The following is a 21868-nucleotide window of genomic DNA, read 5'->3' as shown; positions in this document are numbered from 1 at the left end:
ACTCTTCCCTATCGGGGCGAACGGGTGGGGGTGAAGATCTCGACGGGGCACCCGGGTGAGCGCTGCGCTCGGCCGTCGGTGCTCATGCGCACCCACTCGACGCCCCAGCGGGCGGCGAGTTCGGGGCCGCCGTCGAAGAAGAGCGCGGTGGCGACGGCATCCGCGGTCATGGCGTCGGGTGCGATCGCCCAGGTCGCCGCCCAGGTGCGCACCGGCAGTCCAGTACGGGCGTCGAGCACGTGGTGCAGTCCGTCGCCCCAGGCCCGGCGGTTGATGGCCGAGGCGCACAGGGCCTGGTCACGGATCGTGGCGATGCCGATCGCCCGCGACGGATCGAACGGATGCTCCAGGCCGATGCGCACACCGGCGCCGTCGGCACCAGCGCCGCGCACGGCGAGGTCTCCGCCGGCATCGACGATCAGGTCACCCGCGACAGAGCTCAGCGCATCGCGCACGAGGTCGACGAGACGCCCCTTGCCGAGCGCACCGACGTCGATCAGTGCGGGATGCGCGACCGCCGCCGTGCCCGTCGTCCACCGCACCCGCTCGGTCCAATCGGCCGGCGCGATCACCGGAGCTGCGGCGGTGAGCGAGTAGTCGGCGTCGTAACCGAGGGCTTCGAGGCTCTCCCCCACGAGCGGATTGACCGCCCCGGCGGTCGCATCCGACAGTTCGCGGTACGCGTCGAGCATCGCCCCCGCGTCGGGAGAGGCGAGCATGCCGCCCTCGCGCGCGAGACGCGTGACATCGGAGTCGGGGCGGAACCGCGACCACTCCCGGTCGAAGCGCTCGATCACGGCATCGACGGCGCCGCGGGAGTCCGCCGACAGCTCGTCGGCCGACTCGATCTCCCAGCGCGTGCCGATCGCCTCGAATCGCCAGATCACCATCGCCGGATCACCACGACCACGTCACCATCGCCAGATCACCCGTCGGGGATCAGGCTGCGGCCTGCTCCTTGATGTCATCGACGGCGGCGTTGAACCCACCGCTCGTCAGCGAGGATCCGGCCACGCGGCTGACGTTCAGGTCGTCGAGCGCCTTGCCCTCGACCTCTTCGGAGATGCCGTCGATGAACGCGCCCTGGTACTGCTCGGTCTCGCGCGCCTGCGGGTCACCGGTCACCTCGACGTCGGTGACGACGCCGTCGGCGAGGGTGAGGGTCACCGAGATCGTCTCGACCGATTCGGGGGTCTGGTACGAGCCCTCCGCCGTGTAGGTGCCGTCGGCGTACGACGACGACGCGTCGGCGCCCGAGGAGGACTCCGAGCCGGTCGCGCTGTCGGTGCCGGAGGTGCTGTCGGTCGTCCCGCCGGTGTCGGTCGGCGTGGTCGCGCACCCGGCAAGGACGAGGAGTCCGGCGATGCCCACGAGGGCGGATCCCTTGCGGACGGAAGTCGGTACGGTCGTGCGGATCATGGTGGTCCTCCCGGCTCGGTGTCGTCGACGCGGTGTCGATGATCCGAGCGTAGAAAGGGTGGCTATGTGCCCGCTGTGCCGTGTCGAGGCGAAGGCTATGGGCCTACGCGTCGCCGCCGAACATGCTCGTGACCGAGCCGTCCTCGAAGACCTCGTGGATCGCGCGGGCGAGCAGCGGAGCGATCGGGAGGATCGTGAGCTTGTCCCAGCGACGCGACTCGGTGAGCGGGATCGTGTCGGTGATGACGACCTCGTCGATCGAGGAGTCCTGCAGACGATCGGATGCCGGGTCGCTGAAGATCGCGTGCGTCGCCGCGACGATGACGCGGTGCGCGCCGGCCGCCTTCAGCGCCTGCGCGGCCTTGACGATCGTGCCGCCGGTGTCGATCATGTCGTCAACGAGGAGGCAGGTGCGGCCCTCGACCGTCCCGACGATCTCGTGCACGGAGACCTGGTTCGCGACCTTCGGATCGCGGCGCTTGTGGATGATCGCGAGCGGGGCGCCGAGGCTGTCGGACCACGTGTCGGCGACGCGCACGCGCCCCATGTCGGGCGAGACGACCGTGAGGATCTCGCGGTCCGCGGCCGAGAGCGTGCGCTCGAAGTAGTCGAGCAGCACGGGCTTGGCGAAGAGGTGATCGACGGGACCGTCGAAGAAGCCCTGGATCTGCGCGGCGTGCAGGTCGACGCTCATCACGCGGTCGGCGCCGGCGGTCTTGAGCAGGTCGGCGACGAGACGGGCGCTGATCGGCTCGCGACCGCGGCCCTTCTTGTCCTGACGCGAGTACGGATAGTACGGGGCGACGACCGTGATGCGCTTGGCCGAGGCGCGCTTGGCGGCGTCGATCATGATGAGCGTCTCCATGAGCCACTCGTTGACCGGCTCGCCGAAGGTCTGCACGAGGAAGAGATCGACGCCGCGGATCGACACCTCGAAGCGCGCGTAGATCTCGCCGGAGGCGAAGGTGCGGTGCTCGACCGGAGCGATCTCCGTGCCGAGGGCCTCGGCGACGGCCGCCGTGAGCTCGGGGTGCGAGCGCCCACCCGCGACGACGAGCCGCTTCTTGGTCTTCGCGATGATGCCGGGGGCTACCCCGTTGTCGCGATCCAGATCGACCGTCTTCTTCTTCCGGGCCATGGCCTGCCTATTCCGCCGCTCGCTCTCGGGCCACGGCATCCGCCGCGCCCGTCCCTGCTCTGTTCTTCTCGACCCAGCCCTCGATGTTGCGCTGGGGTGCGACGGTCATGGCCAGTGCACCGGCCGGAACATCCTTGCGGACGACCGCGCCGGCGCCGGTCTTCGCGCCTGCTCCCAGCCTAACGGGCGCGACGAGCACCGTGTGCGACCCGGTGTGCACCTCGTCGCCGATCTCCGTTCGGTGCTTGTTCACGTCGTCGTAGTTCGCCGTGATCGTGCTCGCGCCGAGGTTCACGCCGCGGCCGATCGTGGCGTCTCCCACGTACGACAGATGCGGCACCTTGCTGCCCTCACCGATCTCGGCGTTCTTGGTCTCGACGTACGCGCCGATCTTTCCCTTCGCGCCCAGGATCGTGCCGGGGCGCAGGAAGGAGAACGGCCCGACCGTCGCCTCGGCTCCGATCACCGCGAACGTCGCGTCGGTACGGCGCACGGTCGCGCCCTCGCCGACCTCGCAGCCGACGAGCGACGTGTCGGGACCGATGATCGCGCCCTCCGCGATCGTCGTGGCGCGCAGGATGTGCGTGTTCGGGAGGATCGTGACGTCGGGGGCGAGCACGGCGTCGTCGTCGATCCACGTCGTGGCCGGGTCGACGACCGTGACGCCCTCGAGCTGCCAGCGGCGGACGATGCGCTCGTTGAGAAGGCGGCCGACGAGCGCGAGCTGCGCGCGGTCGTTGACCCCGTAGGTCACGGTGACGTCGGAGACGACGGATGCCGCGACACGGTCGCCGTCGCGACGGAGCAGCCCCGGAACGTCGGTGAGGTACATCTCGCCCTGAGCGTTGTCGACACCGATCTCCGGCAGGTACTGGCGCAGCGTCGCGGCGCGGAACACGTACATGCCCGCGTTGATCTCGCGGACGGCGGCCTCGTCGGCGCTCGCGTCCTTCTGCTCGACGATGCGGTCGACGCTCCCGTCCGCATCGCGGATGACGCGGCCGTACCCGGTCGGATCGTCGACGACGGCGGTCATGAGCGTCGCCGGCGTACCCGCGGCACGGTGGGCAGCGAGGAAGCCGTTCAGGGTGTCGGCATCCGCGAGCGGGCAATCACCCGACAGCACGAGCACGTCACCCGTGAAGTCGTCGGGGAGGGCATCGATCGCGACCTGCACGGCGCGACCGGTGCCCGGCACGTCGTCCTGATCGATGAACACGGCGTCCGGGTAGTCCTCGGCGAGGGCCGCGACGACCTGGTCGCGCTCGTGCCGCACGACGACCTCGACGTGCGCGGCGCCGAGCCGGGCGGCGGTCGTGAGCACGTGGCCGACGAGCGGGCGACCGCCGATCGGGTGCAGCACCTTCGGCAGCCGGGACTTCATGCGCGTGCCCTGCCCTGCGGCGAGGACGACGATCGCGAGGTTGTTCTCCGTCATGCTCCGCCGCCAGGACTCGAACCTAGACCTCACAGCTCCAAAGGCTGTCGTGCTGCCATTACACCACGGCGGACCGCGGCCTCCGCGAGGAAAGCCGCCCGCTCATTCTGCCACGCCGACATCGGCGCGAAACACGGCTCTGGGATGCTTCGACCATGAGCATCCTGATCGACCGCGTCGCGGGCCCGACCCCCGGCCTCGCCGCGTTCCTCCTCGCGCACCACGACGACATGGCCGGCACCGCGCCGCCCGAGAGCCAGCACGCGCTGTCGCTCGATCGGCTCCTCGCCCCGGGCGTGCGGCTGTTCGTGGCGCGCGACGGCGACGATCTCGTCGCCACGGGAGCACTCGCCCCGCTCGCCGAGGGTCACGAGGAGCTCAAGTCGATGCGCACCGAGCCCGCCCGCCGGGGAGAGGGTCTGGGGCGGGCGATGCTCGACGCCCTGCTCGCCGACGCCCGCAGCCGCGGCATCCGCCGAATCTCGCTCGAGACCGGCAGCGCGGAGTTCTTCCGCCCGGCGCACGCGCTGTATGCGCGAGCCGGGTTCGTGGAGTGCGCCCCGTTCGGCTCCTACCTGCCCGACCCGCACAGCACGTTCATGACCGTCGAGCTCGGCGACGAAGCGCAGTCGGGGCCCTCGGGCGCGATAATGGAGGGATGAGCGCAACGGACGAGGTCGATCGGATCGTCGGCGCCTGGAACACCCAGCGCCCCGACCTCGACTTCTCGCCCCTCGAGGTGCTCTCCCGCATGGACCGGCTCTCGCGCCACCTCGACCGCGCGCGACGCGACGTCTTCCGCCGCAGCGACCTCGAACCCTGGGAGTGGGACGTGCTCTCGGCGCTGCGCCGCGCGGGGGCGCCGTTCCAGCTCTCCCCCAAGCAGCTGCTGCAGCAGACGCTCGTCTCGAGCGGCACGATGACCAATCGCATCGACCGCCTCGTCGGGCGTCGTCTGGTGCGACGCGAGGCCGATCCCGGCGACGGCAGGAGCATCCTGGTAACGCTGACCGACGACGGTCGCACGCGGGTGGATGCCGCGATCACCCGCCTCGTCGACGTCGAGGCCGACCTGCTGCAGGCGCTGTCGCGAGGCGACCGCGATCGGCTGGCCGGGTTGTTGCGCAAGCTCAGCCTGAGCTTCGACGCGTGAGCGGGGTGCGCTGATGGGCATGCCCTCGCCCCTTCCCGTGCGCGACGGTGTCGGCGCGACGCGCCTGCACGTGCCGCTCACCGGGCCATGGCCGACGATCGCCGACTACATGGTGGAGCGTTTCTTCCACCTCGAGCCGGAACTGCTGCGAGTGCGCTTCGACCGCGGTGAAATCGTCGACATCGACGCCCGCGCAGTGCCGCGCGATGCGCCCCTGGGGAGCGTGGAGTTCGTCTGGTACTACCGCGAGCCCCCGGTCGAGAGCGTCATCCCCTTCGAGATCGAGGTCCTCCACCGCGACGACGACCTCGTCGTGGTCGACAAGCCGCACTTCCTCCCGACGACGCCGGGAGGCAAGTTCCTGCAGAACTCCGCCCTGGTGCGGCTGCGCAACCTCCTCGACAACCCCGACCTCGCCCCGATCCACCGCCTCGATCGAGCGACGGCCGGCCTGCTGATGTTCTCCGCGCGCCCCGCGACGCGCGGCGCCTACCAGCTTCTCTTCGAGACCCGCCGGGTGCAGAAGACCTACGAGGCGGTGTCGGCCCGACCCGAGGGCTGGGATCCCGAGCATCCGGCCCTGGCGGGGCATCCGCTCCCCCTCGTCTACCGCACCCACATCGACAAGCATCGCGGCGAGCTGCGCGTGCGGGTCGACGACGAGCGCGAGCCGAACTCGGAGACGCTGATCGAGCTCATCCGTGCCGATGAGCGGGTCGTGCACACGCTGCTGCGCCCGCACAGCGGCAAGATGCACCAGTTGCGCGTGCACCTCTCGGCTCTGGGCGCCGGCATCCTGAACGATCCGTTCTATCCCGAGCTGCGTCCGGAGGCGCCCGACGACTTCGCCCGTCCCATGCAGCTGCTCGCGCGCGAGCTGAGCTTCACCGACCCGCTGTCGGGCGAGGATCGCGTGTTCACGACGCGTCGTCGCCTGCAGGACGCTCCCGCCGGCGACGCGGCAGAAGCCCCCGCAGGCGACTGACGGGCGCGCTCAGCGGCGCATGATCTTGCGCGCCAGGCGCGTACCCAGCATCTGCACGAGATGCACGAACACGACGATGAGGGCGATCGCCGCCCACATCACGACCGGTTCGAACTGACGGAAACCGTAGATCTGCGCGAACGCTCCGAGGCCGCCGCCACCGATCAGACCGGCCATCGCGGTCATGTCGATGAGCGCGACCACGATGAACGTGTAGCCGAGGATGAGCGGGCCCAACGACTCGGGGATCGCGACGGTGAAGAGGATGCGGAGAGGGCCTGCGCCCATCGCGCGCGCCGCCTCGATGACACCGGGCGACACCGAGACGAGATGCTGCTCGACGATGCGTCCGATCGCGAAGGAGGCGGCGAGGGCGATGATGAAGGCTCCGGCCGTGGTGCCGATACCGACGCCCACCACGACGCGGGCGAACGGTTGCGCGACGGCCATGAAGATGACGAACGGGATCGGGCGGAAGATGTTCACCGCGAGGTTCGCGAGCATCGACACGGCGCGGTTCGGCAGCAGACCACCGGGGCGGGTGACGTAGAGGATGACGCCGATGAGGAGTCCGAGCACGCCGCCGAGGACGAGCGCGAACGACGTCATGTACAGCGTCTCGAGCGCGGCGGCCCAGAACTCGGGCATCAGTTCCTGCAGACGATCCATCAGCGGGCCTCCTCTCGTGCGATCTCGGTGACTTCGACGCGTTCGGCGATGGCCGCGAGGGCGCGGTCGATGGCGGCGCTCTCGCCGCGGATCGCCAGGGTCAGGTGGCCGAAGGCGCGCCCGCGGATGTCGTTGATGCCGCCGTAGACGAGTTCGAAGTCGAGGCCGGCCGCAGCGAGATCGAGGAAGACCTGCGCCTGCGAGGAATCGCCGTCGCGGAACGAGAAGGTGACCAGGCGTCCGCGGTGGCGCTCACGCAGCACCGACAGCTCGGCCGGCGACGGAACGCCCTTGACCACCGTGCCGACGAAGCGCTGCGACGCAGGGTTCTGCGGGGCGGAGAAGACGTCGAAGACGTCGCCCTGCTCGATCACGCGGCCGTTCTCCATGACCGCGACCTTCGTGGCGATCGTCTGGATCACGTCCATCTCGTGGGTGATGACGACGATGGTGACGCCCTGCTCCTGGTTGACCCGCTTGAGCAGATCGAGCACCTCATGAGTCGTCTGCGGGTCGAGCGCGCTGGTCGCCTCGTCGGCGAGCAGGATCGCGGGGCCCGTGGCGAGGGCGCGGGCGATGCCCACACGCTGCTTCTGACCTCCGGAGAGCTGCTCGGGGTAGGCCTTGGCCTTATCGGACAGACCGACGAACGAGAGCAGCTCGGTCACGCGGGCCTCGATGTCGGCCTTCGACCAGCCCGCGAGCTTGAGCGGATAGGCGACGTTCGCGCGCACCGTGCGCGAGGAGAACAGGTTGAACTGCTGGAAGATCATGCCGATGCCGCCGCGCACCTTGCGCAGTGCACTCTCGGAGAGCGAGGTGATGTCGACGCCGTCCACCAGGATCGTGCCGCCGGTGGCGGGTTCGAGGGCGTTGATCAGGCGCACCAGCGTCGACTTGCCGGCCCCCGAGTATCCGATGATGCCGAACACGTCGCCCTTCTCGATCGACAGGGTCACGTCGTCGACGGCGATGATCTCGGCGTCTCCCGGCACGCGGGAGGGATAGGCCTTCGACACGTTGGTCAGGCTCACGATCGGCATGGAAGCTCCGGTGGGTGGGATGTCGGGAAACGACGAATCGGGTGACGCACGAGGCGCCACCCGATTCTCTCGCATCAGGCGGGGTGTCCCCGCCGTGATCACTTGTTCGCTGCGGTGTCCTTCTGGACCTTCTCGAGCGAGGCGACGAGGTCGGCGACCGGCGTCTGCAGCGGCACCGCGGTGTCACCCGACGACTCGAGGAGTCCGGCCTGGACGGCCTCGTCGGTCTGGAAGATCTCGACGAGCTTGAGGTAGGTCTCGTTGTCGGCGTCTTCGGCGCGGGCGGCGAAGATGTTCACGTACGGCAGCGCGTTGGGGTCTTCCGGGTCGTCCTGGGCGATCGCGTCGCTGAAGGTGAGACCGGCATCCTCGACGAAGTCGTTGTTGATGATCGCGGCTGCGACATCCGGCAGCGAGGTCGGGATGAGGGCGGCCTCGAGCGCGGTGACCTTGACCTTGCTCTTGGCGGTGTCGACGTCGGCGAGGTCGGAGAAGATGGTTCCGCCGCTCTTGAGCTCGACGAGGCCGGCCGACTGGAGCACGAGCAGGGCGCGCGCCTGGTTCGAGGCATCGTCCGGAACGGCGACGGTCTCGCCCTCGGGGATGCTGTCGACGTCGTCGTACTTCTTCGAGTACAGGCCCAGCGGGTAGATCGCGGTGGAACCGATCGGGGTGAGGTCCGAGCCCGAGTCCTCGTTGTAGCCGGCGAGGTACACGATGTGCTGGAACTGGTTGAGGTCGATCTCGCCCTCGGTCAGCGCGGGGTTCGGCTGCTCGTAGGAACCGAAGTCGACGAGCTCGACCGTGATGCCCTCTTCCTCAGCGGCTTCGACGAAGGCGGGCCACTGCGGGTCGCCCTTGCCGACGACGCCGATCTTGACGACCTCGTTCTCGGACGAACCGGAGTCGGAGCCGGCATCGGTGGACGTGGCGCATCCGGCGAGCGCGACGAAGAGCGGGACCGCGGCGAGCGCGGCGATGATGGACGTGGTACGACGGGACATGATGTGTGCGAGTTCCTCTCTCAGGGACTCCCATACGTTAGGCAGGTGCGACGCCGGGCGCGGAATCGACTGTCACACAGCGTCACCGGGCCCGACGGCCGCGCGTGTCGGGTCAGTACGGAGCGCGTCCTCTCCTTCGACGTCGGTCAGTCGAACTCCTCGATCCCCTGCAGGCGCACCTGCTCGAGGTCGAGGCGGGCGGCGATGCGCCGCACCACGATGTCATCGACGGTGCCGGAGCGGCGCAGGCCGATCAGCACCTCGCGCTTGCGGTCGAGGAGAGCGAGCTTGAGCCGGGTGTGCTCCTCGTGGCGCACGAGGGGCGAGCGCTGCAGTACGTCGACGTCGGTGGAGGTCGCGATCATCTGCAGGGTGGTGCCGTCGACGGCATCCGTCACTCCCCCGACGCCCAGTGCATCGTCGAGGGCATCGGATGCCGGGGCGCCGGGCGCCGTCGTGTCGGGGGCGTCGAGCAGGGCGTCGAGTTCGCGCGCCTCGGCGTCGACGAGCGCCTGCTCGCGGGCGAGCGCCTTCGCGTTGGCGAGCTCGAGCATCTGGTATCCCTCGGAGCGCACGCGATCGCGCACCTCCTGACCGATGCCGTGCTCGGCGGCGAGATCGTCGAGCGCCGAGAGCGCGGCCCCCGAGATCGCCCGTTCGGCGAGCTCGTACTCCTCCTGCTCGGCGTGGTCGACCGGCATCCGCGCCCAGCGCACGACCGCCGGCAGCAGCGGGCCCTGCGCGAGCAGGCTGAGGAGGATGACGCCGGCGGTCACGAACACGACCTCGTCACGACCCGACGACCCCTCGGCGAGACTCGTCGGCACCGAAAGCGCGATCGCCAGCGAGACCGCGCCGCGCATACCGGCGACGGTCGAGACCACGCGCGACCGGGCGCGCAGACCGCGCGGCGGTCGGGTGGCGGGCCGTTGGAAGAACCCGGTGAAGAACTGGAAGAGGTAGCGCACGACCACGAGCGTCGCCCAGACGGCGATCGAGGTGAGCACGAGCCAGCCGATCATCGCGGCCGAGATCTCGTGGACGACGTACTGCACCTCGAGACCGATGAGGATGAACAGCGCGCCGTTGAGCAGGAACACCCCGAACGGCCAGACCGCGTCGGACTGGCGGCGGGAGGATGCCGTCGTGACGCGCGGCGAGACGTACGAGGCGATGAGTCCCGCGACGACCACGGCGAGCACGCCCGAGGCGTGGATCAGCTCGGCGACGAGGAACGCGGAGAACGGGATGAGCAGCATCGTGACGTTGATGACCGCCGTGCGGTTCGAGCGCTGCAGGAGCAACACGCCCAGCAGGGCGATCACGATTCCGGCGGCGATGCCGCCCACGTAGGAGACGAGCACCGTCCAGGTGACCGACCACGGGGTGACCTGGCCGCCGACGGCGAGCGAGACGGCGATGGCGTAGAGCACCAGCGCGGTGCCGTCGTTGGTGAGGCTCTCGGCCTTCAGCTTCATGAACATGCGCCGCGGCAGCAGGCGGCCGAGGGCCGCGACCGCGGTGGCGTCCGGCGGGGCGACCGCGGCACCGAGGATGAGGGCGATCTCCCACGGCATCCCGAACAGCACGCCGACGCCGGCGACCGCGAAGGCCGAGGCGACGACCAGGAGCGTGCTCATCGGGAGGATGTACCGGAAGTCGCGGCGGATCGACCGCAGCGACGTCGTCAGGCTCTCCCAGAACAGCATCACCGGCAGGAACAGCAGCAGTACGGTCTCGGGCGGCAGCTGCACCTCGCGCAACGCCGGCACGAAGCCGAGCAGAAGCCCGAAGACGACGAGCACCAGCGGCAGCGCCAGCCGCACCCGCGGTGCGATCAGAGTGCCGACGAGAATCGTGAGTCCGAGCAGGACCGTGACCTCGAGTCCTTCCATGTGTACCTCCCGGTGCCGCAGAATCGTGCTGTGCGACACCGGCCGGCGTCAGACCCCGCCCAGAGCACAGCGCGTCGCAAGGCAAAGGTATTCCCGCAGCACCGAGATCACCAGGTACTGACGGTCCCTGGTTCGCACGCCCGGTCCCGATGCGGGTCGGGCGGGCGTCAGCCGATCTGCTCGGTGAGCTCGAACCAGCGCAGCTCGAGCTCTTCGATCTCGGCCTCCTGCGCGCTGATCTTCGACATCTTCTCGCCCAGACCCGCGTAGTCGGCCTGGTCGTGCTCCGCGAGTGCGTGCTTGGCGGCATCCACCTGCTGCGTCAGCTTCTGGATGCGGCGCTCGAGCGAGGAGACCTCCTTCTGCGCGGTGCGCAGGGCGGCACCGTCGAGAGCGGATGCCGTCGACGCGGCCGTGCTCGTCGCGGCCTTCACCGCCTGGCCCTTCTCGGCATTCGAAGTCTGGAGGTGGCGCAGACGCAGGTACTCGTCGACGCCGCCGGGCAAATGACGCAGGTGCCCGTCGAGGATCGCGAACTGCTGGTCGGTGACGCGCTCGAGGAAGTAGCGGTCGTGGCTGACGACGAGGAGGGTGCCCGACCAGGAATCGAGGAGGTCTTCGATCGCGGCGAGCATGTCGGTGTCGAGGTCGTTGGTGGGCTCGTCGAGGATCAGCACGTTGGGCTGGTCGAGGAGCACGAGCAGGAGCTGCAGGCGGCGCTGCTGGCCACCCGAGAGGTCCTTGACCGGCGTCGAGAGCTGGGCGGACGAGAAGCCGAGGCGCTCGAGGAGCTGCCCCGGCGTGAGATCCTGCGCCTTCGAGCCGGCACCCAGCGTGTACGAGGTGCGCAGGCCCGAGATGATCACCCGCACCGGGTCGTTCCAGTACTGGTCGAGCTCGTCGAGACGCTGCGTCAGCGTCTGCACCTTCACGGTCGTGCCGCGCTTGACGCGGCCGACCGTCGGCTCGACGGTTCCCGAGATCAGGCCCAGCAGCGTGGACTTGCCCGCGCCGTTCACGCCCAGGATGCCGGTGCGCTCGCCCGGAGCGATGCGCCATTCGACATCGCGCAGCACCGTCTTCTCGCCGCCGTCGACGGTCGGGTACGTCACGCCCACGTCGAGGAGGTCGACGACGTCCTTGCCGAGCCGTGACACGGCGAGCGACTGCAGCGATACCTTGTCGCGGATCTCCGGCACGTCGGCGATGAGCTCGTTGGCCGCGTCGATGCGGAACTTGGGCTTGCTCGTGCGCGCGGGGGCTCCGCGGCGGAGCCACGCGAGCTCCTTGCGGGCGAGGTTCTGGCGCTTCGCCTCGGTGGCGGCGGCCATGCGGTCGCGCTCGACGCGCTGCAGGATGTACGCCGCGTACCCGCCCTCGAACGGCTCGACGATGCGGTCGTGCACCTCCCAGGTCTCGGTGCAGATCTCATCGAGGAACCACCGGTCGTGGGTCACGACCATCAGCGCGCCCGAGTTGGCGGCCCATCGCTTCTTGAGGTGCCCGGCGAGCCACGTGATCGCCTCGACGTCGAGGTGGTTGGTCGGCTCGTCGAGGGCGATGACGTCCCAGTCACCGGCGAGGAGGCGGGCGAGCGAGACGCGGCGGCGCTGACCACCGCTGAGGGAGCCGATCTCGGCATCCCACGGGAGGTCGGTCAGCAGCCCCTCGATCACGTCGCGGGTGCGAGCGTCGCCCGCCCACTCGTACTCGGGGGTGTCGCCCACGACGGCCTGACTGATCGTGAGGTCGTCGGGGAGCGTGTCCGCCTGATCGAGCACACCGATCGTCGTTCCGCCGCGCACCGTGACGCGACCCGAGTTCGGTTCCTTGATGCCCGCGAGCATGCCGAGCAGGCTCGACTTGCCGTCGCCGTTGCGGCCGACGATGCCGATGCGATCCCCCTCCTCGATGCCGAGCGTCACGGAGTCGAAGACGACCCTCGTCGGATATTCGAGGTGCAGGGCCTCGGCCCCCAGAAGATGTGCCATGTCACTGTCCAGGGTAACCGGGTGCGCGGGGGTCGAAGACCTCGGGGAGCGCGGCGACGAACTCGTCGAGGTGGCCGTACCAGGGCGTGTGGGCGGCCCCGGGGATCCGGCGGACATCGATGCCGGCCCCTGCCCATCGGCTCGCGGCATCGTCGGAGACGAAGCGGCTGGGGTCGGCGACGACGGCGATCGATCCGGGTGGCGGCTGCTCGTCGACGTTCGCACCGCACGAGATCGACGCCGACGTTCCGGGGTCGAAGAGCTGGGCGGCGCGTGCTTCCCGCTGCGCAGCGGCGACCGAGTACCCGGGGCGCTCACGTAGCGCCTCGACGGTGCGCGACGCGGCGTCTGCGGCGTACCGAGCTGTGAGGGCCGCGTGGTCAGCACCCCCGGCGAAGCCGAGCGCGGCGTCGACGAACACGGCGAGACCGGGCTCGAGCGCAGGAGCCGCAGCGGCGAGGACGGTCCCGCCGTACGAGTGTCCGAGCGCCGCGGCGGGTGGGCGACGCAGGTGTGTCTGCACGGTGCGCACGACGGATGCCGCGGCGCGCGCGACCGTGAGACCCGGGTCGCGCGGCGAGCGGCCGTGCCCCGGGAGGTCGATCGCGACGACCCGCCAGCCGTTCGCGGCGAGGAGCGGAACGAGATCGTGCCAGCTCTCGGTCGATCCCATCAGTCCGTGCAGCAGGACGATGCTCCCGACATCGTGCTCGCGCGTGCTGTCAGCGGCCTGGTGCGTCGGCAGCGTGATCTCGGCGTGCAGAGGCATCCGTCGAGTCAATCACGGCATCGGGTCGATCACGGCGTCGGGGTCGATCACGGCGTCGGGGTCGATCACGGTGTCGGGTCGATCACGGTGTCGGGTCGATCACGCTGCGTCGCCGGCGGGCGAGCAGCGCGGCCCCTCCCCCGAGGAGCACTGCGGCGCTCGCGGCGAGGGCGATCGGGGCGATGGTCCCGGCGTCCGCTCCCGTGTCGGCCAGGCGGTCGCCCGGAGCGGTCGCTCCGCCGGACGGGGCCGCGACGATCTCGACTGGCGCCCAACCGATGAGGGCGCCGTCGGTGGCGTAGACGGCGACGCGGTGCGCCCCGAGCGCGGCATCCGTCGGAACGATCGCCTGCACGATGCCGGCAGACGAGGCCGCGAGCGTGCCGAGGTGGGTGGGGTCGGAGAAGAGGTAGACGTCGACGGTTGCGCCGGCGAGGTCGGTCCCGAGCGAGAGATCGAAGGGCGCCCCCTGCGCGACGGTGGCCGGTGCGGTGACGGGGCCGCGGTTGTCGTCGGTGAGGTCGTCGGCCGACGGGGAGGCGGGCACCTCCGGGGCGACCGTCACGGTGAGCGTGGCGGGCTCGGTCGCGGACTCGCCCACGGCGTTGGTGAAGACCGCGCGATAGCGGGTGCCGGAGGCGGATGCCGGGGCGGCGTCGATCGAGAGGGTGGGGGCGGCGGCATCCGGGATCGTCACCCAGTCACCGGCATCCGGCAGCTGCGTCTGCCAGATCACCGTGGGTTCGGGGGTTCCCGTCGCCATGGCGGTGAAGGTCGCGGTCGCGCCCTCGGGGATCTCGGCATCCGACGGCTGCGTGACGATCTGCGGGGCGACGTCCTGCTGCTCCGGCAGGGACGTTCCCGGAACGTCGGTGCCCGGCACTGCGTAGATGAATCTCAGGCCGCGGCTGAACGCCGCTCCGATCACCGAGAGGTGGGTCTCGTCGTCGAAGACCGTGGCGCCCAGTTCGAGTCCGTCGTAAGCGCGGGCGGCGAGCGTGTGCGCGAAGCTCGTCATGTCGCTGGTCATCGGGAACCCGGAGGTCGTCTCCTCGAGCTCTCCGACCGAGAGGAAGACGCGCGCGTCGAGCGCGTCGTGGGTCTCGGCGTAGTCGGCCTCCATGTCGAGGATCGTGCGGTCGTCCCACCAGATCGAGGGGCTCGCGATGACGAACCGGTGGAAGAGTCCGTCGTTGTGGAGCAGCGCATAGGTGGCGAAGAGGCCGCCGAAGGAATGGCCCATGAGTGCGCGGTCGGCGGGGTCGGCGCGGAACTCGCTCTCGATCTGTGGGACGAGTTCGGATCTCAGGAAGTCGAGGAATTCGGGAGCACCGCCGGTCGGCACGTCGGCCGTGATCTCGGTCGGGGTGAGATCGAGGGTGCGGCGCACTCCGGAGGCCGCGAAGCCCTGGCCGGGGTCGTCGTACCCGATGCCGACGACCATCGTGCCCGGCGCGTTCAATCGGGCGGTCTCGACCGCCATCCCGAACTCGGCGTTCGCATCGGTGACGTAGAGGACGCGGTGCGGATCGCCGTTCTCGTCGTAGTTCGCCGGGAGGGCGACCGAGATCTTGTAGTCGCGGCCGGCGGCGGAGGTGGTCGTCCACGTCTGGACGTCGCGGATGAACTCGTCGGGGCTTTCGGCCGAGGCGGCGGCGGTGTAGGTGACGGGTGGGGAGGACGACGCGGGCGTGTCGGTCGCGGCGGCGAGCGCCAGGTTCGCGCCCGCCGTGAGTGCGATCGCGGTCGGGATGCCGAGCAGTCGGCGGAGGTCGAATCTCATGTCGTTTTCCCCTTCATCGGATGCCGCTGGATACCGCTGGATGCCGCTGAATACCGCTGGTGGGAAGCCACGGTAGAGGTGGCTGCACTCGTCGGACATGTGAGGTCGGCCCAGAGCTGCGGTGCGGCGCTGTGGGGAACCTCCGGTCCGATTGGCGACGATTATTCGTCTATATGTTCGAATGTCGGTGGCCTGTGGTGGGCTGTTCGCATGACGGAACTGCTCGACGCGACGGACTCCCAGACGGCGATGATCGCCGATCTGGTGGGCTCGGTGCGGGCGGTCGAGGAGACGATCGCTCGGCTGTCAGCCGTGCGCGACGGGATGCTCGCCGTCGCCGCTCGCGTCGCGGTCGACATCGCGCGGCAGGCGGCGCATCCCGATCACGGCGACATGGCCCTGCGGGCGGTGGCGGCGGAGATCGGGGCGGCAGTGCGGGCGAGCGACCGTACGATCGAGCGGCGGATGGACGAGGCATCGTGGGCGGTCGAGCGATTCGCCGAGGTGTGGGCAGCGCAGGGCGCGGGGCGGATCAGCGCCGCCCACGCCCGGGTCATCGTCGACGCGGGCGCACATCTGGACAACCCGGCCGATCGAGCGCGGTATGCGGCGCGAGCGGTGGAGGCGGCGGTGGTCGAGTCGCCGAACAGGCTGCGGCGGGTGGCGCGGCGGATCGCGGAGCAGTACCAGGCCCGCACCGTCACCGAGCGTCACCGCGACGCGCGGGAGTTGCGGCGGGTGTGGGTGAAGGACCTCGACGACGGGATGGCCGAACTCGGGATGCTCGGGCCCGCCGTCCTCGTCCACGGAATCCACGACCGGCTGACGCGCATGGCGCGGACGATCACCGTGGAGAACGGGCGGGCACGGAAGGCGGCGAAGGGGACCGCCCCGGACAGCCACTTCCCCGCCGACACGGACCTCGGCTCCCCCACCGACTCGGACCGCGACTCCGACACCCGCACGACCGATCAGCTGCGCGCCGACCTGCTCGCCGACATCGCACTCACCGGCGCTCCGACCGGGCACGACACCGAGGCGGGACTGCTCGGCGAGATCCGCGCACGGGTAGAGATCACCGTCCCCGTCTTCACCCTCATGGACGACGACCCCGGCGGCCACAACGGCGGTAGCGCCTCCGGCGCACCCCCGGCAGAGCTCGACGGCCACTCCCCCATCGACACCCGCACCGCACGCCTTCTCGCAGGCGACGCGACCGGATGGGAACGGGTGCTCACACACCCGATCACCGGCGCACTCCTCGCCGTTGACCGCTACCGCCCGTCGGATCAGCTCACCCGACACCTCCGGGCTCGCGATCAACGCTGCCGCTTCCCCGGCTGCAACATCGCCGCACGACGATGCGACATCGACCACACCCACGCCGCGTCCGACGGCGGTGAGACCTGCGCCACCAACCTCGCGCACCTCTGCCGACGACACCACATGCTCAAACACCACTCGCTCTGGCGCGTCCAACACCGACGCCCCAGGGAGGACGACGTCGGGCTCCATCTCGAAGGCGGAGGAGCAGATCAGAGCATCAGAACCACCGGCGATCTCGTCTGGACCAGCCCGACCGGAACGATCTACATCGACCGCCCGCCTGAGCAGAACACGGTCAGGTTCACCGACAGCCGGTGATTCGCCCTCCGGCATGATGCCAACGGGCGCGATGTCTTCCGGCACTATGCCGTCGGGCACGATGCCCTAGACGCGATCCCCGCAGACGCGCTGCCCTCAGGCACGACGCCGTCAGACGCGACGCCGTCAGACACGACGCCGTCAGGCACGACGCCGTCAGGCGCGCTGCGCGACCTCGACGACGGTGTCGATTCCGCGAGCGGCGAGAGCGGCGGCATCCTGAGCGGTGCGCGAGGTGACGACGGTCACGGGCTCGCCCTGTTCCCGCAGCTCGTGCCAGCGCTCGAACACCCGCCCGCCGGGGGCGAGGTCGGTGCGCGAGAGCGGAAGGTCATCGGCATCCACGTCGATCACGACGCCCACGGTGCGCGGCATGACCGGAGAGTCACCGGCACCGGCACCGGCACCGGCACCGGCACCGGCAGCATCCGCCCGCGCCTGAGCGACCAGCTCCGCGAACCGCCGACCCAGCGGCTTGACGACGTTCTCGGTGTCGAGCAGTCCGAGCGAGTACTCGAGATCCTTGTAGTCCCCGAGCGAGCGCGACACGTCATGCGAGCACCACCACGTGATGCCGTAGAGGCCCTCGGTAGTCAGCGCCGCCTCGACCGTGCGCGAGGCGAACTCGGGCATCTCGTCGTCGGCGAGATTCATCGACGGTGCACCCACCTCCTGCAGCCACACCTTGCGCTGCGGATCGGTCGCGAACGCCTTCGAGAGCTCGATCATCCACTCGGCGTGGCGAACCGACGGCGACGAGAGGCCGCCGTAGCGCGCCGCGGTGCCGTTGAAGATCCACGAATGCACCGTCGTGACATCACCGAGACGGGACGCGTGCTCGGGCAGGAACGGATGCCCGTCGCGGTACCAGAGGTGGTCGTTCTCGCTGTGCGCGATGAGGTGGCGCGGATCACGATCGCGCGGCGCCCCCAGCAGGCTCTCGAGCCAGTGCGTGATCTGCGCGCTCTCGGCGGGCATCGCGGCGGGGTTGGGCAGCTGGAACTGATTGAGCTCGTTGCCGAGCGTCAGACCGATGAGGTTCGGCTTGTCGCGCACTGCATCGTAGACCGCGGCGACGAGCGCCGCCTGCGCCTGGATCGCCTTCTCGTCGGTGAACATGTTGCCGTCGTGCCAGTTGACCAGCCACGCCGGCACGAAGTCGAAGCCCGACATGTGGCCCTGGATGACGTCGACAGCGATGTCGAGCTCGAACTCGGCCGCGATGTCGGCCACGAGAGCGATGTCGTCGAGCGCCTTGCGGCGGATGAGCGTCCGGTTCGGCTGCAGCACGGGCCACAGCGGGAACACCCGCACATGATCGAGCCCCAGCCCGGCGAGCGCCTCGAAGTCCGCGCGCACGACATCGGCGTCGATCCCCATCCACTGGAACATCCAGTCCTGAGAGGGGGTGTAGTTCGCCCCGAAACGCGGTGTTTCGAAGCGCGGTGCATCGGAGCGCGGAGTGTTGTCAGTCACTGATCTGTGGTCCTTCTCGATCGTGGGCAGGAAGTCTCGGGGATCGGGGATCATGCATCCGTCGGCGCGGGGCCGCTCGATTCGCGCACGATCAGGCGCCGCGCCGACACGCTCTGCGACACGACGTCCTCGCCGCTCACGAGCTGTGCGAGCAGCGCCACGGCGGTGCGAGCGCTCTCCTCGACCGGGGCGTCGAGCGCGGTGAGCCGCGGGCGCACCAGGCTCGAGACCCAGGAGTCCTCCCAGGCGATCACCGACAGCTGCTCGGGCACGCGCACACCGATCTCGGGCGCATGCGCAACGATCTCGGCCGCGAGGGCCTCACTGTCGACGAGCAGGGCCGTCGTCGTTCCGGCGCGCGCCAGCAGATCGGCCACCGGATCGGATGCCGCGCGCTCCCAGCGCAGCACGAGCGAGGTCATGCCGCGCTTCTCTGCGGCATCCACGAACCGACGATCACGATCGCGGGCGTGCACGAGACCGGGCGAATCGCTCACGCGCGCGACGGCGCGGTGGCCGAGACCGTGAAGGTGCTCGAGCACCTCCTCGTACGCGGCATCATCGTGCACGGTCACGGCCGGCACGGCGTCGTCGACCGGCGCTCCGAGCAGCACGGCGGGTGCGCCGAGCTCGCGAACGAAGCCGATGCGGGGGTCGTCGTCGCGGAGGTCGACGAGCAGGAACGCATCCACGCGCTGCTCGCTCCACCACTCGCGGTACACGCGCTCCTCGTCGTCGGCGCGCACGAGGGTGAGCGAGAGCGACCATCCGATCTCGGCGAGCGGTTCGGTCAGGCCCGCGATCAGCCGCATGAAGAAGGGATCGCGCTCGAACGTGTCGCCCGAGCGGGCGATCACGAGGCCGAGGCTGCGTCCGCCCTGACCGCTCACCTTGCGGCTCGCGTAATTCGGACGCCAGTGCAACTCGTCGGCCGCCTGACGGATGCGCGCGGCCGTCGCCGCAGACACGTTGGGCCGCCCGTTGAACACGTGCGACACGGCGGAGGGCGACACCCCGGCGCGCGCGGCGACCGCTGCGATCGTCGCGCGGGCGGGCTTCTTCTCGTTCGTCACCTTCTCGCTCACACCACCGAGATTAGGGTGTTGACCCTCCGTTGTAAAGCGGTATACATTAATCGCACGTTGACGTGTACCGCTTTACAAAGCGCGCCGCGACACATCCATCCGTAGCACTGCAGCTCTCAGGAGGGCTCATGACCGAAGGCATCAGCAGGCGCACCTTTCTCGGGGCGGTGATCGGAGGGGGCGTGATGATCCCCCTGCTCACCGGATGCGGCCCCCTCATGCCGACATCCAGCGCGGCGGGCTCGATCTCCGTGCACACCCAGCTCAGCGGCGCCGTCTCGGGCGCCCAGGTGTTCTCGGACGTCGTCGCCGCCTACTCGCGGGCGAACGATCGGCCCGTCGCCCTCCTCAAGAACGGCTCCGACCTGCCGATCGTCTTCGAGACCAGCTCGCTGGCCGGCAAGGAGGCCGACATCGCGATGGTCAACCTGCAGGGCCGCACGCTCTCCTGGACCCGCCTCGGTGCCACCATCCCGGTGCAGAATCTGCTCGACGAGTGGGACCTGCGCGACAAGATCATCCCCGAGGCGCTCGAGGAATGGACGGATGCCGAGGGCAACCTGCGCGCCTTCCCGTTCACTCGCACCAACTGGCCGGTCTCCTTCAACACGGGGCTCCTCGACGAGGCCGGCGTCGGCATCCCGACGACCTCGGACGAGCTGATCGCCGTGGCCGACGCACTGCGCTCGAAGGGCATCGGCCCGGTGACCGTCGGTGGCTCCGACTGGAGCGGCCAGAAGATGTTCCTGCAGATCCTGCAGGGCTTCCTCACCCGCGACGAGGCGAAGAAGGCGTTCTCCTCCGGCAAGCTCTCGGAGTTCCCGGGCGCCGTGGCCGGCGTCGAGCACTTCGTCGAGCTGCGCGACGCGGGCGTGCTCGTCGACAACGTGCAGGGCTACACGTCCGACTCCGAACTCACCCAGTTCAACACCCGCAAAGCGGCGATCGTCCCGGCGATGTCGTCGGCGCTCGCCCTCGTGCCCGCCGAACGCGCGGCCGAGGTCACGGTCGGCGGCTGGCCCGCCCCGTCGCGCGGCGGCGTCGTCGCCCATCCCACCGTGATCCAGAGCTTCAACGGCCACGGCATCTGGATCAGCGCGAACGGCGCCGAGAAGCTCGACCTGCTGAAGCCTTTCATCCAGAACCTCTACACGCCCGAGGTCACGAGCGAGTTCATCCTCGGTTCCGGCCGCGACATGAGCCGGATCACCGATGTGGTCAGCCGCGACTTCCCCCTCGTCGCACAGGCCTCCCAGCTCACGACCGATCAGGTGACCCCGGTGATGCTTCCCGACCTGCTCATCCCCGACGCCGTCTTCGAGCCGATGATCCGCGCGACCGCGATGGCCTACGGCCGTGCCTCCGCCGACCAGATCATCGACACGTTCGAGAAGGCCTACGCCGCGGCCTGAGGGCCCGAGAGGACACCATGACCGCGCTCGCCCCCGCCCCCACCACCGAACAGCTCGTCACCGCCCTGCCCCCGAACCGACGCCCCCGTCGCTCGTCGTTGCGCGAGCGGTTCCCCGGCCTCGCCCTGCCCGCGCTCATCTGGTACGCCGTGTTCATGATCGGCCCCGTGGTCGCGATCTTCGTGATCTCGTTCCTGCGCTGGCCCGGCATGCTCGAGACGCCGACCTTCGCGGGCTGGGACAACTTCCGCGCAGTGTTCGCCGATGCGACCTTCTGGGCCGCACTCGGCAACTCCGCCATCCAGATCGTCGTCGGCCTGCCGATCATGATCATCCTCGCGTTCCTGCTCGCGTTCTACGTCGTGCAGAAGCCGCGCGGTCACCGCGTGCTCCGCTACCTGCTCTTCATCCCGGCCCTCATCTCCGCCCCGGCGACGGCGATGGTGTTCTACGCCATGCTCAACCCCGACGGCCTGATCAACGGCATCCTCGCTCCCCTGGGCCTGGGAGGGAACGCCTGGCTGGCCGACCCGAGCACGGCGCTCGGCGCGATCATCGCCGTCGAGCTCTGGAGCGGCATCGGCTACTCGGCGGTGCTGATCGCCGCGCGCCTCGACGGCGTCGACACCGAGATCGTGCAGGCCGCCCGTGTCGACGGCGCCGGAGACTGGCGGGTGGCGTGGCGCATGTACTGGCCGATCGCCCAGGACTTCATCGGCGTCGTGACGATGCTGCAGTTCCTGTCGCTGCTGTTCAACTCGGCCCAGACCGTGCTGCTGCTCACCCAGGGCGGCCCCGGTACCTCGACCATGACGCTGTCGTACCTCATCTACAGCAAGGCGTTCGTCGAGACGAACCTCGGCTACAGCCAGGCCGTCGGCGTCATCCTGTTCATCCTCGGACTGCTCGGCATGTGGCTGATCCGCCGCACGCTGCGCGCGACCCACTGACCGGACGAAGGAGC

Annotated in this window: 19 protein-coding genes and 1 tRNA gene; 6 read left to right on the top strand and 14 right to left on the bottom strand. The window is 69.8% G+C overall.

All coding sequences use genetic code 11. The annotated features are described in order from the left end of the window. Positions 1-8: 8 nt before the first annotated feature. From ACI2JZ_RS15855 to ACI2JZ_RS15835, 5 genes are all read right to left on the bottom strand, one after another. The gene (locus tag ACI2JZ_RS15855) at positions 9-890 is read right to left on the bottom strand and encodes an FAD:protein FMN transferase (protein WP_404598450.1); all 882 of its coding nucleotides are present in this window, start codon (positions 888-890) and stop codon (positions 9-11) included. Between the two features lie 49 nt (positions 891-939). Then, positions 940-1419: an FMN-binding protein gene (locus ACI2JZ_RS15850; RefSeq protein ID WP_247634304.1), complete on the bottom strand. Its 480-nt coding sequence runs from the start codon at positions 1417-1419 to the stop codon at positions 940-942. A 103-nt stretch (positions 1420-1522) separates the two neighbouring features. After that, positions 1523-2557 (bottom strand): ribose-phosphate diphosphokinase, encoded by a 1035-nt coding sequence (locus tag ACI2JZ_RS15845; protein ID WP_247624857.1) that lies wholly within the window; start codon positions 2555-2557, stop codon positions 1523-1525. A 7-nt stretch (positions 2558-2564) separates the two neighbouring features. Beyond that, positions 2565-3995: a bifunctional UDP-N-acetylglucosamine diphosphorylase/glucosamine-1-phosphate N-acetyltransferase GlmU gene (glmU, locus tag ACI2JZ_RS15840; RefSeq protein WP_247624858.1), complete on the bottom strand. Its 1431-nt coding sequence runs from the start codon at positions 3993-3995 to the stop codon at positions 2565-2567. Between the two features lies 1 nt (position 3996). Continuing rightward, positions 3997-4068, bottom strand: a tRNA-Gln gene (locus tag ACI2JZ_RS15835). A gap of 82 nt (positions 4069-4150) precedes the next feature. Here ACI2JZ_RS15835 and ACI2JZ_RS15830 point away from each other — a divergent pair. From ACI2JZ_RS15830 to ACI2JZ_RS15820, 3 genes are read left to right on the top strand one after another with little or no spacing between them, the layout of a single operon-like run. Then, a complete protein-coding gene (locus tag ACI2JZ_RS15830; RefSeq protein ID WP_404598449.1) occupies positions 4151-4657 on the top strand; it encodes a GNAT family N-acetyltransferase in 507 nt (168 codons plus the stop codon). Further along, a complete protein-coding gene (locus ACI2JZ_RS15825; protein WP_247624860.1) occupies positions 4654-5148 on the top strand; it encodes a MarR family winged helix-turn-helix transcriptional regulator in 495 nt (164 codons plus the stop codon). Before ACI2JZ_RS15830 ends, ACI2JZ_RS15825 begins: the two co-directional genes overlap by 4 nt. Before the next feature lie 13 nt (positions 5149-5161). Beyond that, on the top strand, positions 5162-6133 hold the full coding sequence (locus ACI2JZ_RS15820; RefSeq protein WP_336641950.1) for a pseudouridine synthase: 972 nt from the start codon (positions 5162-5164) through the stop codon (positions 6131-6133). Between the two features lie 9 nt (positions 6134-6142). Here the strand turns inward: ACI2JZ_RS15820 and ACI2JZ_RS15815 are convergent, their stop codons facing one another. The 7 genes from ACI2JZ_RS15815 to ACI2JZ_RS15785 all read right to left on the bottom strand — a co-directional run bounded on the left by ACI2JZ_RS15815 (position 6143) and on the right by ACI2JZ_RS15785 (position 15287). Further along, complete coding sequence (locus tag ACI2JZ_RS15815) at positions 6143-6802, bottom strand: methionine ABC transporter permease (RefSeq protein ID WP_247624862.1); 660 nt, start codon at positions 6800-6802, stop codon at positions 6143-6145. Next, the gene (locus tag ACI2JZ_RS15810; RefSeq protein WP_404598447.1) at positions 6802-7845 is read right to left on the bottom strand and encodes a methionine ABC transporter ATP-binding protein; all 1044 of its coding nucleotides are present in this window, start codon (positions 7843-7845) and stop codon (positions 6802-6804) included. The genes ACI2JZ_RS15815 and ACI2JZ_RS15810 overlap by 1 nt, the downstream gene beginning before the upstream one ends. Before the next feature lie 98 nt (positions 7846-7943). Next, positions 7944-8849, bottom strand: coding sequence for a MetQ/NlpA family ABC transporter substrate-binding protein (locus tag ACI2JZ_RS15805; protein WP_404598445.1), 906 nt, complete (start codon positions 8847-8849; stop codon positions 7944-7946). A gap of 146 nt (positions 8850-8995) precedes the next feature. Further along, a complete protein-coding gene (locus tag ACI2JZ_RS15800; RefSeq protein ID WP_404598443.1) occupies positions 8996-10744 on the bottom strand; it encodes a Na+/H+ antiporter in 1749 nt (582 codons plus the stop codon). A gap of 167 nt (positions 10745-10911) precedes the next feature. Next, complete coding sequence (locus ACI2JZ_RS15795) at positions 10912-12735, bottom strand: ABC-F family ATP-binding cassette domain-containing protein (RefSeq protein WP_404598442.1); 1824 nt, start codon at positions 12733-12735, stop codon at positions 10912-10914. Between the two features lies 1 nt (position 12736). Then, on the bottom strand, positions 12737-13504 hold the full coding sequence (locus ACI2JZ_RS15790) for an alpha/beta fold hydrolase (RefSeq protein WP_404598441.1): 768 nt from the start codon (positions 13502-13504) through the stop codon (positions 12737-12739). An 82-nt stretch (positions 13505-13586) separates the two neighbouring features. Next, positions 13587-15287 (bottom strand): alpha/beta hydrolase-fold protein, encoded by a 1701-nt coding sequence (locus tag ACI2JZ_RS15785; protein ID WP_404598440.1) that lies wholly within the window; start codon positions 15285-15287, stop codon positions 13587-13589. Between the two features lie 210 nt (positions 15288-15497). Between ACI2JZ_RS15785 and ACI2JZ_RS15780 the strand changes: the two genes are divergently transcribed. Then, a complete protein-coding gene (locus ACI2JZ_RS15780) occupies positions 15498-16931 on the top strand; it encodes a DUF222 domain-containing protein (RefSeq protein WP_404598439.1) in 1434 nt (477 codons plus the stop codon). Positions 16932-17087: 156 nt separating this feature from the next. Here the strand turns inward: ACI2JZ_RS15780 and ACI2JZ_RS15775 are convergent, their stop codons facing one another. Together ACI2JZ_RS15775 and ACI2JZ_RS15770 are read right to left on the bottom strand one after the other, a co-directional pair. Further along, positions 17088-18407 carry a glycosyl hydrolase gene (locus tag ACI2JZ_RS15775; RefSeq protein ID WP_404598437.1) on the bottom strand — a complete coding sequence of 440 codons (1320 nt, stop codon included), beginning with the start codon at positions 18405-18407 and terminating at the stop codon, positions 17088-17090. Between the two features lie 50 nt (positions 18408-18457). Then, entirely contained in the window at positions 18458-19492 is a 1035-nt protein-coding gene (locus tag ACI2JZ_RS15770; RefSeq protein ID WP_336641957.1) for a LacI family DNA-binding transcriptional regulator, read from the bottom strand. 128 nt (positions 19493-19620) lie between these two features. Between ACI2JZ_RS15770 and ACI2JZ_RS15765 the strand changes: the two genes are divergently transcribed. Both ACI2JZ_RS15765 and ACI2JZ_RS15760 read left to right on the top strand, forming a co-directional pair. Next, entirely contained in the window at positions 19621-20904 is a 1284-nt protein-coding gene (locus tag ACI2JZ_RS15765; RefSeq protein ID WP_404598436.1) for an ABC transporter substrate-binding protein, read from the top strand. A gap of 17 nt (positions 20905-20921) precedes the next feature. After that, positions 20922-21854, top strand: coding sequence for a carbohydrate ABC transporter permease (locus ACI2JZ_RS15760; RefSeq protein WP_247624873.1), 933 nt, complete (start codon positions 20922-20924; stop codon positions 21852-21854). The last annotated feature ends 14 nt before the right edge of the window (positions 21855-21868 follow it).

It is taken from the genome of Microbacterium sp. NPDC087868, assembly GCF_044900755.1.
GTDB classification, from domain to species: Bacteria; Actinomycetota; Actinomycetes; order Actinomycetales; family Microbacteriaceae; genus Microbacterium; species Microbacterium galbinum.
This window is presented reverse-complemented; position numbering and strand designations above follow the sequence as displayed.